The sequence below is a fragment of the Accumulibacter sp. genome (assembly GCF_029255145.1).
GTDB lineage: Bacteria > Pseudomonadota > Gammaproteobacteria > Burkholderiales > Rhodocyclaceae > Accumulibacter.
On record NZ_JAPUVQ010000037.1, the window covers coordinates 20,524 to 34,108 of the forward strand.

The 13,585-nt window shown below is 64.1% G+C and carries 11 protein-coding genes; 9 read left to right on the top strand and 2 right to left on the bottom strand.

Annotated elements, in window-relative coordinates; all coding sequences use genetic code 11:
- The first annotated feature begins 131 nt into the window (after positions 1 to 131).
- From Q1L50_RS03825 to Q1L50_RS03840, 4 genes are all read left to right on the top strand, one after another.
- Positions 132 to 1,553: a mannose-1-phosphate guanylyltransferase/mannose-6-phosphate isomerase gene (locus Q1L50_RS03825; protein ID WP_300336032.1), complete on the top strand. Its 1,422-nt coding sequence runs from the start codon at positions 132 to 134 to the stop codon at positions 1,551 to 1,553.
- A 78-nt stretch (positions 1,554 to 1,631) separates the two neighbouring features.
- Positions 1,632 to 2,699 (top strand): dTDP-glucose 4,6-dehydratase, encoded by a 1,068-nt coding sequence (gene rfbB / locus Q1L50_RS03830; RefSeq protein ID WP_300336034.1) that lies wholly within the window; start codon positions 1,632 to 1,634, stop codon positions 2,697 to 2,699.
- Positions 2,696 to 3,595 carry a dTDP-4-dehydrorhamnose reductase gene (gene rfbD, locus Q1L50_RS03835; RefSeq protein ID WP_300336035.1) on the top strand — a complete coding sequence of 300 codons (900 nt, stop codon included), beginning with the start codon at positions 2,696 to 2,698 and terminating at the stop codon, positions 3,593 to 3,595. Before rfbB ends, rfbD begins: the two co-directional genes overlap by 4 nt.
- A gap of 95 nt (positions 3,596 to 3,690) precedes the next feature.
- Positions 3,691 to 4,491 carry a sulfite exporter TauE/SafE family protein gene (locus tag Q1L50_RS03840; RefSeq protein ID WP_300336036.1) on the top strand — a complete coding sequence of 267 codons (801 nt, stop codon included), beginning with the start codon at positions 3,691 to 3,693 and terminating at the stop codon, positions 4,489 to 4,491.
- 8 nt (positions 4,492 to 4,499) lie between these two features.
- On the opposite strand, the gene Q1L50_RS03845 is transcribed toward Q1L50_RS03840, so the two are convergent.
- On the bottom strand, positions 4,500 to 5,279 hold the full coding sequence (locus Q1L50_RS03845) for an enoyl-CoA hydratase-related protein (protein WP_300336037.1): 780 nt from the start codon (positions 5,277 to 5,279) through the stop codon (positions 4,500 to 4,502).
- Entirely contained in the window at positions 5,276 to 5,947 is a 672-nt protein-coding gene (locus Q1L50_RS03850; RefSeq protein WP_300336039.1) for a GntR family transcriptional regulator, read from the bottom strand. Before Q1L50_RS03850 ends, Q1L50_RS03845 begins: the two co-directional genes overlap by 4 nt.
- A gap of 199 nt (positions 5,948 to 6,146) precedes the next feature.
- Here Q1L50_RS03850 and scpA point away from each other — a divergent pair, with 199 nt between their 5' ends.
- The 5 genes from scpA to Q1L50_RS03875 all read left to right on the top strand — a co-directional run.
- Entirely contained in the window at positions 6,147 to 8,318 is a 2,172-nt protein-coding gene (gene scpA, locus Q1L50_RS03855) for a methylmalonyl-CoA mutase (RefSeq protein ID WP_300336040.1), read from the top strand.
- A gap of 25 nt (positions 8,319 to 8,343) precedes the next feature.
- On the top strand, positions 8,344 to 9,342 hold the full coding sequence (meaB, locus tag Q1L50_RS03860) for a methylmalonyl Co-A mutase-associated GTPase MeaB (protein ID WP_300336042.1): 999 nt from the start codon (positions 8,344 to 8,346) through the stop codon (positions 9,340 to 9,342).
- A gap of 75 nt (positions 9,343 to 9,417) precedes the next feature.
- On the top strand, positions 9,418 to 10,950 hold the full coding sequence (locus Q1L50_RS03865; protein ID WP_300336043.1) for an acyl-CoA carboxylase subunit beta: 1,533 nt from the start codon (positions 9,418 to 9,420) through the stop codon (positions 10,948 to 10,950).
- A gap of 19 nt (positions 10,951 to 10,969) precedes the next feature.
- The gene (accC, locus tag Q1L50_RS03870) at positions 10,970 to 12,958 is read left to right on the top strand and encodes an acetyl-CoA carboxylase biotin carboxylase subunit (RefSeq protein ID WP_300336045.1); all 1,989 of its coding nucleotides are present in this window, start codon (positions 10,970 to 10,972) and stop codon (positions 12,956 to 12,958) included.
- 305 nt (positions 12,959 to 13,263) lie between these two features.
- A partial coding sequence (locus Q1L50_RS03875) for a transposase (protein WP_300336046.1) occupies positions 13,264 to 13,585 on the top strand: 322 nt, incomplete at its 3' end.

Genomic DNA, 13,585 nt, shown 5'->3' on the forward strand with positions numbered 1-13,585 from the left:
TGTCCTGCCAGGTTCGCCAGCGCCGGCGTGGAACGCCCCTGGTCGGCAAACCCGGCGGCGACTCGCAACGGTATAATGCCGCCTCCGGAGACCCGCTCGCGGCAAGGCTGCGCTGACTGGAGACGCTGCAAATGAACCCCGATGTGATCGTTCCCGTGATCCTCTGTGGAGGCTCCGGCACGCGTTTGTGGCCACTGTCGCGAACTCACTACCCCAAGCAGTTTCTCCGACTGGTCGATGAGTTCTCGCTGCTGCAGAACACCCTGCGCCGCCTCGAAGGTCTGGCGGGACTCGGCCTGGCGATCACCGTGGCCAACGAGAACCACCGCTTCCTGGTCGCCGAACAGCTGCTGGAGATCGGCCTGAAAGCCGACATCCTGCTCGAACCGGCGGCGCGCAACACCGCTCCCGCCGTCGCTGCGGCTGCCGTGCATGCCATTACTCAGGGCGGCCGGGAAAACTCTCCACTACTGCTGGTGCTTCCCTCCGATCATGCAATCGCCAATGTCGCGGCTTTTCAGAATGCAGTCAGGGCGGCGATTCCACACGCGCAGGCGGGCGCCCTGGTGACCTTTGGCGTGGTGCCCGATCGGCCGGAGACCGGTTACGGCTACATCCGTCGCGGCGACATCGTCGCCGGTGGTTACGCGCTCGACTGCTTTGTCGAAAAACCCGATGCCGAGACCGCCCAGCGCTACCTCGACTGTGGAGGGTATTTCTGGAATAGCGGCATGTTCCTGTTCCGCGCCGACAGCTACCTTGAGGCACTAGACCGCTTCGCGCCGGGAATCCGCGAGTGCGCCACCGCAGCGGTTGCCGGCGACCGCCACGACCTCGATTTTGTTCGCCTCGATCACGCGGCTTTTGTCGCCAGCCCGTCGATATCGATCGACTACGCGGTAATGGAGAAGACCGACCGGGGCGTCGTCATCCCGCTTGATGCCGGCTGGAACGACATCGGCGCCTGGGACGCGCTGGCCGCTCTCGGCCTGGCCGATGGACAAGGCAACACCCGGCGCGGCGATGTGCTCAGCATCGATACCCACGACTCGGTGCTGTTGTCCGAAGGGCGCTTGCTGGCCACCATCGGGGTCAGCGATCTGATCGTCGTGGCCACCCCGGACGCGGTGCTGGTCGCCGACAAGTCGCAAGCACAGGAGGTCAAGACGCTGGTCGAGGAGTTGAAGCGCTCGTCGCGCAGCGAGACCGAGTTCAGGCACATCGTGCACCGCCCCTGGGGCAGCTACGAAGGCGTGGCGCACGGCCCGCGCTATCAGGTCAAACGGATCCTGGTGAAAGCCGGCGCCAGCCTCAGCCTGCAGAAGCATCACCATCGCGCCGAACACTGGATCGTCGTCAAGGGTACCGCCTTGATCGTGCGCGGCGACGAATCGCTGCTGCTCTCGGAGAACCAGTCAACCTACATCCCGCTCGGGGTCGTTCACCGCCTGGAAAACCCGGGCCGGATCGACCTTGAAATCGTCGAGGTGCAGTCCGGCAGCTATCTTGGCGAGGACGACATCGTTCGCCTGCAGGACACCTACGGCAGATAAGCCCGAGCCCGGCGAGGCTGGGCCGCTGCTCGCCCGCTTCGCCTGACCTACTCACCGCGACACCTGAAAGATCTGCAAATGATTCTTCTTACCGGCGGCGCCGGCTTCATCGGCGCAAACTTCGTCCTCGACTGGCTGGCGCACAGCGACGAGACCGTGATCAACCTCGACAAGCTGACCTATGCCGGAAACCTCGAAAACCTCGCCTCGATCGCCGATGACCCACGGCACATCTTCGTCCAGGGTGACATTGGCGACACGCTCTTGACCAGCAGCCTGCTGGCGCGCCACCAGCCCCGCGCGGTCCTCAACTTCGCCGCCGAGTCGCACGTCGATCGCTCGATCCATGGTCCGGAGGACTTCATCCAGACCAACATTGTCGGCACTTTTCACCTGCTTGAAGCCGTGCGCGCCTACTGGGGAACGCTCGCAGCCGAGGCCCGGCGGGATTTCCGATTTCTGCACGTTTCGACCGATGAAGTCTATGGTTCGCTGCGCAGCGACGAGCCGGCGTTCAGCGAAACGCACGCCTATGAGCCGAACAGCCCGTACTCGGCGAGCAAGGCCGCCAGCGACCATCTGGTCCGCGCCTACCATCACACCTACGGGCTGCCGGTACTTACCACCAACTGTTCGAACAACTACGGACCCTACCACTTCCCGGAAAAGCTGATTCCGCTGATGATTGTCAATGCGCTGGCCGGCAGACCCTTGCCGGTCTATGGCGACGGCCAGCAGATCCGCGACTGGCTGTACGTCACCGATCACTGCAGCGCGATCCGCCGCGTACTCGCAGCCGGCCGCCCGGGCCAGACCTACAATGTCGGCGGCTGGAACGAAAAGCCCAACCTGGACATCGTGCACACCGTTTGCGGCCTGCTCGACGAACTTCGCCCGCGCGCCGACGGCAAACGCTACAGCGAGCAAATCACCACCGTCGCCGACCGGCCAGGCCACGATCGCCGCTACGCGATAGATGCCCGCAAGGTCGAGGTAGAACTCGGCTGGAAACCGGCGGAAACCTTCGCCACCGGTATTCGCAAGACCGTGCTCTGGTACCTCGACAATCAGCAGTGGGTCAGCAACGTCCAGTCAGGCGCCTACCGCGACTGGGTCGCCAGGAACTATGGCGAACGCGTGCGGTGAAGATCCTGCTCTTCGGCAAGAGCGGACAGCTCGGCTGGGAATTGCAGCGTAGCCTGGCGCCACTTGGGCAGATCGTCGCCCTTGGTCGTCAAGGCGACGGCAGCCTGTGTGGCGACCTCACCGACCTCGCCGGCCTGGCCGCCAGCGTGCGCACGGTCGCTCCCGAGCTGATCGTCAATGCCGCCGCGTACACAGCGGTCGACCACGCCGAGTCACAACCGGAACTGGCGAAGACGATCAACGCCGTGGCGCCCGGCGTGCTGGCCGAAGAGGCGCGCAGGCTTGGTGCCTGGCTGGTTCACTACTCGACCGATTATGTCTTCGACGGCAGCGGCGAGAAGCCGTGGCACGAAGACGACGTGACCGGCCCGCTGGGTGTCTATGGGCACAGCAAGCTCGCCGGCGAACAAGCGCTTGCCGCCGCCTGCGACCGGCATCTGATCTTTCGTACCAGCTGGGTCTACGCGGCGCGTGGCAACAACTTCGCCCGGACGATGCTCCGCCTGGCAAGTGAGCGCGACCAGCTCAGAGTCGTCGCCGACCAGATCGGCGCGCCGACCGGCGCCGAACTCCTTGCCGACGTGACCGCGCACGCCATCCGCGGCGCTCTCCGGCAACCACATCTGGCCGGCCTCTACCACCTGGCGGCAGCTGGCGAGACGAGCTGGCACGCCTACGCCCGGCACGTCATCGACTTCGCCCGGCAGGCCGGCCAGCCGATCCGCGTCGCGCCGGCGGCGATCGAGGCCGTGCCAAGCAGCGCCTACCCCTTGCCAGCGCCCCGGCCACACAACTCGCGCCTTGCTACGCGCAAGCTGCAAGATGCCTTCGAGCTGCACCTGCCCGATTGGCAGGTCGGTGTGGACCGCATGCTCGCCGAGGTCTTCGGGCAATGACCGCGACCGTACCGCTGCTGGCTGCGAAGGACGGTGCGGCGACGAATCGTGGGATGATGGCGCCTTCCTTGCGCAGATCCTGAAGGGAGTCCGGCTTGCTCTGGTGGTTGGCATACATCGCGCTGGGTCTATTCGCCGGTCTCTTCGCCGGCATGCTCGGGATCGGCGGCGGGCTGGTCATGGTCCCGACCCTGACCATGATGTTCGCCGCGCAGGCCGGATTCCCGTTGGCCGAGGTCCTGCACCTGGCACTCGGTACCTCGATGGCCGCGATCCTGTTTACCTCGCTGTCCAGCCTGCGAGCCCACCATCAGCACGAGGCCGTGCTGTGGAAGGTTGTCGTCCAGATCACCCCCGGAATTCTCGTCGGCACGCTGATCGGTACGCTGTTCGCCGGCAGCGTACCGTCCAGACCGCTGGCACTGTTCTTCATGGCCTTCGTCTGCCTGGTCGCGGGGCAGATGATCCTCGACCTGAAACCCAAGCCGTCACGCGAGCTGCCCGGCGCGCTCGGCGTCTTCGGCGTAGGCACCGGCATCGGCGCATTGTCGGCGCTGGTCGCCATCGGCGGCGGATCGCTTACCGTTCCCTTCCTGACCTGGTGCAACGTCCGTGTGCAGCATGCGATCGGGACGTCGGCGGCGGTCGGCTTCCCGATCGCCGTCGGCGGTTCGCTGGGTTACATCTTCAACGGCTGGGCGCACCCCGGTCTGCCGCCGTGGAGCATCGGCTACGTGTACCTGCCGGCGCTGGTCTGGCTGATTCCGGCCAGCATGCTGATGGCGCCGCTCGGCGCGCGGCTGGCGCATCGCCTGCCGGTGGCCACCCTGAAACGTCTTTTTGCCGGCATCCTGATCCTGCTCGCAGCGAAGATGGCGTGGGGCCTGTTCGCCTGACGAGCCCCTCAGCGGCCGCGAAACGCCGGCTTGCGCTTGCCAAGAAATGCCGACAGCCCTTCCCGATAGTCGTCGGTTTCGAGAAAGGCGAAAGACGCGCGCAACTCCTGCGCGGCCAGCGGCACTTCGTTCTGCAGACGCCGCACCCACTGCTTGTGCCAGCGCGCGACCAGCGGCGCACCGTCGCAGATCCGGCGAGCACTGGCATAGGCTTCGTCAACAACCTCGCTGTCAGCGACGACGCGGGTGGCGAGACCCTTGGCCAGCGCTTCCGGCGCGCCGAGAATGCGGCCTTCGAGCAGCAGTTCGAGTACCGTTGCCGACCCGACAAGACGCAACAGGCCTGCCAGCTCGCCGGGATACATCGAAAATCCGAGCTGCTTGATCGGCGCACCGAAACGCGAAGACTCGGCGCAGATGCGCAGGTCGCACTGCGCGGCAATCTCCAGCCCGCCGCCGATACACGCCCCCTGCACCAGCGCGATGGTTGGCAGGCGGCAGTCGAACACCGCCTGCAGCGCTTCGCCCACTTGCGCGTGGTACGCCATCGCCCGCTCCAGCGTGTCTCGCCTGCTCAGAAACTCCTCGATGTCGCCGCCAGCGGCGAAAGCCTGATCGCCGTCGCCACGCAGGATCACACAACGCAGCTGCCCGTCTTCCGACAGCTCGTGGATGATCTCGGCAAGGCGCTGCCACATCGCCAGGTCGATGGCGTTGAGCTTGCCTGGATTCGCCAAGGTGACCGTGGCGACGGCATCCGCACGCGTGCACAGCACAGAACCGGTCACCTCAGCAGCTCCTGCGGCAAGTGGCTGCGGGCCAGGGCATCGCGCCCCGAAAGAATATGGTCGTGCATCGCGATCTGGGCACCCAGCGCGTCGCCAGCCTTGATTGCCGCCAGAATGGCGGCGTGCTCCGCGAGCGACTGCTGCAAGCGACCGTCGATGCTCAGCGAGAACAGACGGGTCAGCTTGAGTACCTTGCGCAGATCCTGGATCACCTGCCGGAGCCGGCGATTCCCGGACAACTCCTGAATTTGATAGTGGAACTCCTGATTCGCTTCGAAGAAGCGCTTGATCTCGTTGCTGCCGGCAAAATGTTCGAGTTGCGCGTGGATCGCTTCGAGCCTCGCCAGGTCGGCAGGCTGGGCCCGATTGGTCGCTTCCAGCGCACAGCGCGCTTCGAGCATCGCCATCAGGGGAAAGATGTCATCGAGATCCTGCTCCGAGACCTCGGTGACAAAGCAGCCGCGGCGAGGCCGCAGCGTCACCAGCCCCTCGGCAGCCAGCACCTTCAGCGCTTCGCGCAGCGGCGTGCGGCTGATCCCGTAGTCGACCGTCAGTGCCTGCTCGTCGATCCGCGTTCCCGGCGGCAACTCGTGCGAGAAGATTCGCTGCCGTAGTCTTTCAGCGACTTCCTGATACAAGGCAGTCTGGGCTATTTGACTCGGATCCATCGATCTCGTTGTAGCGACTCGCTCAGGGTCTCGGCGAGACCTTGCGTTAATAATTATGGATACAGTATTATTCGTCGGGCAGAGTGTCAAGCCTTACGGTCGCCAGCAAGCCACTGTGGCGCTCTTGGTCGGTATAATTCCTGCGTCGTCCGGGACGACAGCCCTACCCCACCCCACTGATTCCGTGAAAGGTTCCGTCATGTCCAACGCGAACAATCCTGCACCAGCTGATTCAGCAAGTCTTGACGCCTGGAAGAAGGCTGCCGCCAAAGCTTTGCGTGGTGCCGAGCTGGAAACCCTGAACTGGGTAACGCCCGAAGGCATCGTCGTCAAGCCCCTATACACCCGCCAGGATCTCGACGGCCTGCCGTACACCGATACGCTGCCGGGCTTCGCTCCATTCGTCCGCGGCCCACAGGCAACGATGTACACCGGCCGGCCGTGGACCATCCGCCAGTACGCCGGCTTCTCCACCGCCGAAGCGTCGAACGCTTTCTACCGCAAGGCGCTGGCTGCGGGCGGCCAGGGCGTCTCGGTGGCCTTCGACCTGGCGACACACCGAGGCTACGACTCGGATCACCCGCGCGTCACCGGCGATGTCGGCAAGGCCGGCGTGGCGATCGATTCGGTCGAAGACATGAAGATCCTGTTCGACGGCATCCCGCTTGAAAAGGTCTCGGTGTCGATGACCATGAACGGTGCCGTGCTGCCGATCCTTGCCGGGTACATCGTCGCCGCCGAAGAGCAGGGGGTACCACAGGACAAACTCTCGGGGACGATCCAGAACGACATCCTCAAGGAGTTCATGGTCCGCAACACCTACATCTACCCGCCGAAGCCGTCGATGAAGATCATCTCCGACATCATCGGCTACACCGCACAGCACATGCCGAAGTTCAACTCGATCTCGATTTCGGGTTACCACATGCAGGAAGCCGGCGCGACGCAGGCGCTCGAACTGGCCTTCACCATCGCCGACGGTCGCGACTACGTGCGCACCGCGATTGCGTCCGGTCTCGACGTCGACGCTTTCGCCGGCCGGCTGTCGTTCTTCTTCGCGATCGGCATGAACTTCTATCTCGAAGTGGCCAAGCTGCGCGCGGCGCGCCTGCTGTGGTGGAGAGCGATGCAGGAGTTCGGGCCGAAGAGTCCGAAGTCGAGCATGTTGCGCACGCACTGCCAGACCTCGGGCTGGTCGCTGACCGAGCAGGATCCCTACAACAACGTCGTGCGCACGACCATCGAGGCGATGGCCGCGGTCTTTGGCGGCACCCAGTCGCTGCACACCAATGCCCTCGACGAAGCGATCGCGCTGCCGACCGAATTCTCGTCGCGCATCGCGCGCAACACCCAGCTGGTGATCCAGGAAGAGACGCACATTACCAACGTCATCGACCCGTGGGCTGGCTCGTACATGATGGAGAAGCTGACCCAGGATCTCGCCGACGAGGCGTGGAAGATCATCGAGGAAGTCGACAGCATGGGCGGCATGACGCACGCCGTCGAATCCGGCTGGGCCAAGATGAAGATCGAGGGCTGCGCCGCCGACAAGCAGGCGCGCATCGATTCTGGCAAGGACGTGATCGTCGGCGTGAACAAGTACAAGCTGGCCAAGGAAGACGCGCTCGACATCCGCGACATCGACAACAACGCGGTCCGCGACTCGCAGATCGCCCGCCTCAAGACCGTTCGCGACAGTCGTGACACTGACAAGGTCAACGCGGCACTGGCCGACCTGACCCGCTGCGCCGAAACCGGCGAAGGCAATCTGCTCGACTTCGCGGTCAAGGCGATGCGCCTGCGCGCTTCGGTCGGCGAGGTTTCCGACGCAATGGAGAAGATCTTCGGGCGTTTCCGCGCCACCCAGCAAACCGTCTCCGGCGTCTATGGCGCAGTCCTCGACGGCATGTCGAGTTGGGAAACACTGAAAGCCGAGATCGCCAAGTTCAACGAGGACGAGGGACGCCGGCCACGGATCATGGTCGCCAAGCTCGGCCAGGACGGCCACGACCGTGGTGCCAAGGTAGTAGCTACCGCGTTCGCCGACCTGGGTTTCGACATCGACGTCGGTCCGCTTTTCCAGACCCCCGAGGAAGCCGCCCGCCTGGCCATCGAGAACGACGTTCATGCAGTGGGCGTTTCCTCGCTGGCGGCCGGCCACAAGACGCTGCTGCCAGCGCTGGTCAAGGCCCTCCAGGATCAGGGCGCCGATGACATCATAGTTTTCGCGGGCGGGGTGATCCCGGCGCAGGACTACGATTTCCTGTTCAAGGCGGGCGCCAAGGCCATTTTCGGTCCCGGAACCCGAATAGAGGATTCAGCGATGACCGTTCTCGCCGAAATCCGCAAGGCACGCGCCGCCGCGGCTTGATGAGGCCAATCAACAGCAGTCAACCATGGATATGACCCACACATCCACCCTGGCTCCTGCCGACCAGCACCTCGTCGACGGCGTTCTCGCCCGTCGGCGGCGGGCGCTGGCCAAGGCCATCACCCTGGTCGAGTCGACGCGCGGCGACCATCAGCGTCGCGCCCGGCAGGTGCTGACGGCCTTGCTGCCGCACACCGGACAAACCATTCGGGTCGGCATTTCCGGCGCACCGGGCGCCGGCAAGTCGACCTTCATCGAGTCGCTCGGTCTCTATCTGATCGAAGCCGGCAAGCGCGTCGCGGTACTCGCCGTTGACCCGTCTTCGTCGGTCTCGGGCGGCTCGATTCTCGGCGACAAGACGCGAATGGAGTTGCTTTGCCAGCGTGACGAGGCGTTCATCCGGCCCAGCCCGTCCTCCGGTTCGCTGGGCGGGGTCGCCGACAAGACGCGCGAAGCGATGCTGCTCTGCGAAGCGGCCGGCTTCGACGTGATCATCGTCGAGACCGTCGGCGTCGGTCAATCCGAGACCGCGGTCGCTGGCATGGTCGATGCATTCGTCCTGTTGCAGCTGCCGAATGCCGGCGACGACCTGCAGGCGATCAAGAAAGGGATCGTCGAGATCGCCGACCTGATCGTCTTCAACAAGGCCGACATCGACGAGCGCGCGGCGGCCTTTGCCCGCGGCCAGATGAAGGCGGCGTTGACCATGCTGCGCTGCGCCAGCCCCAACTGGCGGCCACCGGTACTCACCGTCAGTTCGCTGGCCAAGCGTGGAATCGCCGAGTTCTGGGCCGAGATCGAGCGCTACCAGCAGACGATGACCGCCAGCAGCGAGTTTGAGCAAAAGCGCCGCCGGCAGGCGGTCGACTGGATGTGGAACCTGATCGATTCCGGCCTGCGCCGCCATTTCCGCGGCCATCCCTCGGTGCGCGCGGCCTTGCCGGATCTGTCGAACGACGTCGCCGAAGGGCGGACCACGCCCGGCGCGGCAGCTTCGAAGCTGCTGGCTTTTCTGAAGCACTGATTGCAGAGGCCGGACCAGGATCGTCCGACCTGTTTGAGTAGTTCTGATTGACCCGACCGTTAGGGAGTAGACCTTATGCACGACATCATTCGCCAGCTTGCCGAAAAGCGTGCGGCGGCGCGTCTGGGTGGTGGCCAGAAGCGCATCGACAGCCAGCACAGCAAGGGCAAATTGTCCGCCCGCGAACGCATCGAACTGCTGCTCGACAGCGGCTCGTTCGAGGAATGGGACATGTTCAAGGAGCACCGCTGTCACGACTTCGGGATGGCCGACCAGTCGGTCCCCGGCGATGGCGTGGTGATCGGCTGCGGCACCATCAACGGTCGCTTGATGTTCGTTTTTTCACAGGACTTCACCGTCTTCGGCGGTTCGCTGTCGGAGGCGCACGCCGAGAAGATCTGCAAGGTGATGGATCACGCGATCAAGGTCGGGGCGCCGGTGATCGGCCTCAACGACTCGGGCGGTGCGCGCATTCAGGAAGGGGTGGCGTCGCTCGCCGGTTACGCCGACGTCTTCCAGCGGAACGTCCTGGCTTCGGGCGTCGTCCCGCAGATCTCGCTGATCATGGGCCCCTGCGCCGGTGGCGCAGTCTACAGCCCGTCGATGACCGACTTCATCTTCATGGTCAAGGACTCGTCGTACATGTTCGTCACCGGCCCGGAAGTGGTCAAGACGGTGACCCACGAAGACGTCACCGCGGAAGAACTCGGCGGAGCGGTCACGCATACCAGCAAGTCCGGGGTCGCCGACCTGGCTTTCGAGAACGACGTCGAAGCCTTGATGATGCTGCGCCGCTTCATCAGCTTCCTGCCGTCGAACAACCGCGAAAAGCCGCCGCGCCTGCCGTCGCAGGATTCCGCCGATCGCCTCGACTTCTCGCTCGATACGCTGGTGCCCGACAACACCAACAAGCCTTACAACATCAAGGAACTGATCATCAAGGTGGCCGACGACGGCGACTTCTTTGAACTGCAGCGCGAATACGCCAAGAACATCGTCATCGGCTTTGCGCGGATGGACGGCTCGACCGTCGGCATCGTCGCCAACCAGCCCCTGATCCTCGCCGGCTGCCTGGACATCAAGAGCTCGATCAAGGCGGCGCGCTTCGTGCGCTACTGCGACGCCTTCAATATCCCGGTGGTCACCTTCGTCGACGTTCCCGGTTTCATGCCCGGCACCGCCCAGGAGTACGGCGGGATCATCAAGCACGGAGCCAAGCTGCTCTATGCCTACGCCGAGTGCACGGTGCCCAAGATCACCGTGATTACCCGCAAGGCCTACGGTGGCGCCTACGACGTGATGGCCTCCAAGCACCTGCGCGGCGACGTCAACTTCGCCTGGCCATCGGCCGAAATCGCCGTCATGGGCCCGAAGGGCGCGGTCGAGATCATCTTCCGCGAGGAGAAGAACGACCCGGCCAAGCTGGCGGCGCGCGAAGCCGAGTACAAGGCCAAGTTTGCCAACCCCTTCGTCGCCGGAGCACGCGGCTTCATCGACGACGTGATCATGCCGCACGAGACACGCAAGCGGATCTGCCGTTCGCTGGCGATGCTGCGGGACAAGAAACTGGAAAACCCGTGGCGCAAGCACGGCAACATTCCGCTTTGATCCACGGGGAGAAATAGAGATGTTCAAGAAAATACTGATCGCCAACCGCGGCGAAATCGCCTGCCGCGTCATGCAAACCGCCAAGAAGATGGGCATCAAGACCGTTGCCGTCTATTCCGAAGCGGACAAGGACGCGATGCACGTGTTGATGGCCGACGAAGCGGTGTGCATCGGCCCGGCACCGTCCAAGGAGTCGTATCTGGTGATCGACAAGATCATCGACGCCTGCCAACAGACCGGCGCCGAGGCGGTACATCCCGGCTACGGCTTCCTCTCCGAGAATGAGGAGTTCTCGCGCCGCCTCGAAGACAACAACATCGTCTTTATCGGCCCAAAGCACTATTCGGTCGCGGCGATGGGCGACAAGATCGCCTCCAAGAAGCTGGCGCTGGAAGCCAAGGTCAATACCATCCCCGGCTACAACGCGGCGATCGACGACGCCGCACAGGCCGTCGGGATCGCCCGCGACATCGGTTACCCGGTGATGATCAAGGCCTCCGCCGGCGGCGGCGGCAAGGGTCTGCGCGTCGCCTACAACGACCAGGAAGCCGCCGAGGGCTTTGACGCCTGCCGCAACGAGGCGCGCAACAGCTTCGGCGACGATCGGGTGTTCATCGAGAAGTTCGTCGAGGGACCGCACCACATCGAGATCCAGATCATCGCCGACTCGTTTGGGAACACCATCTACCTGCTCGAACGCGAGTGCTCTATTCAGCGACGGCACCAGAAAGTGCTCGAAGAAGCGCCCTCGCCATTCATCGACGACAGCATCCGCAAGGCGATGGGCGAGCAGGCAGTGGCGCTGGCCAAGGCCGTGAACTACCAGAGCGCCGGCACCGTCGAGTTCGTCGTCGGCTCCGACAAGTCGTTCTACTTCCTGGAAATGAACACCCGCCTGCAGGTCGAGCACCCGGTCACCGAGATGATCACCGGCGTCGACCTGGTCGAACTGATGATCCGCGTCGCCGCTGGCGAGAAACTGCCGTTCGTGCAGGCAGACATCAAGCCGAACGGCTGGGCGATCGAGTGCCGGATCAACGCCGAGGACCCCTTCCGTGGCTTCCTGCCGTCGGTCGGCCGGCTGGTGAAGTATCGGCCGCCGCAAACCATCGAAGGCCAGGTCCGGGTCGATACCGGCGTCTTCGAAGGTGGCGAAATCTCGATGTTCTACGACTCGATGATCGCCAAGCTGATCTGCCACGGGGCAACCCGTGACCAGGCGGTGCGCCGGATGCGCGATGCGCTGAACGCTTTCGTGATTCGCGGCATCGATTCCAACATCCCGTTCCAGGCGGCGTTGATGCAGAATTCGCGCTTTCTGTCGGGAAGCTTCACCACCTCGTTCATGGCCGACGAGTATCCGAGCGGCTTTGTCGCGGCCGACGTGGTCCACGACGACCCGGGACTGCTGGCCGCCGTCGCCGCCTTCGGGCGTCGTCGCTACATCGACCGCGCGGTCAAGGTCAGCGGCCAGATGCCGGGGCACCAGCGCAAGGTCGGCAGCGAGTGGGTGGTCCAGATGGAGGGCAAGGACTACCCGGTGGTCGTCACGCCGATTCCTGGCGGCTACTCGGTCACCTACGGCGCCGACCGCTACGATCTGGTGTCCGACTGGAAGTTCGGCGAGCTCGTCTTCCACGGCACCTGCAACGGCGAGCCACTGTGCCTGCAGCTCGAACGCATCGGCCTGCTCTACCGCGTCGTTCACTTCGGCAAGCAGGTCAAGGTGACGGTGATGACCGCCAACGCCGCCCGGATGCTGGCGCTGATGCCCAAGAAGGTGCCCCCGGATCTCTCCCGCTTCCTGCTCTCGCCGATGCCGGGCCTGCTGCGTGAAATCTCGGTCAAGGCCGGCGAGCAGGTCAGCGTCGGCGAGAAACTTGCCGTCATCGAAGCGATGAAGATGGAAAACGTACTCAAGGCCGAGCGCGATTGCAAGGTCAAGAAGGTCGTTGCGACGGCTGGCGAAAGCCTGTCGGTCGACCAGGTGATCCTCGAATTCGAGTAGGCCTGACGGCGGCGCAGAACCGGTCGTCGATCAGCGAATGGCCCGCCGCTCGGCGGGCCATTTTCTTCTGCACTCCGCTCGTGCCCGGAACCGATGCCTGGCGAAGCGCTTCGGCTTGAACACCTCGGGCCGAACATCCGGCGATTGCCCTCGATCGTGCGGGCTGGTGCTTATCGTCTCACCGCTCTTTAATGCGACGCTCGCGATCCCGGGCGGCATGCCGCCGCCTAGCAGCCTGTCGGACTTTCCCGGCGCCAGATCTATATATGATATAATCATATCTTTTCGGACCATCGAGTCGTCGCATGCCAAACTTTATCGTCGCTGACCGCCAGACGGCCTATCTGCTACCGCCGTCGCTGGACGATTGGCTGAACCAGTATCACCTGGCCCGATTCATTGTCGAGCTGATCGACCAGCTGGATCTTTCCGAGCTGACGCGGCAGTACGCGGGGCGGGGCTCACAAGCCTATCACCCGGCAACCCTGCTGGCGATTCTGGTTTATGGCTACGCGACGGGTATCTTCTCCAGCCGCCGGCTGGAGCAGGCGACCTATGACTCGGTCGCCTTCCGCTTTCTCGCGGCCAACCTTCATCCCGACCACGACAGCCTGGCGACCTTCCGCC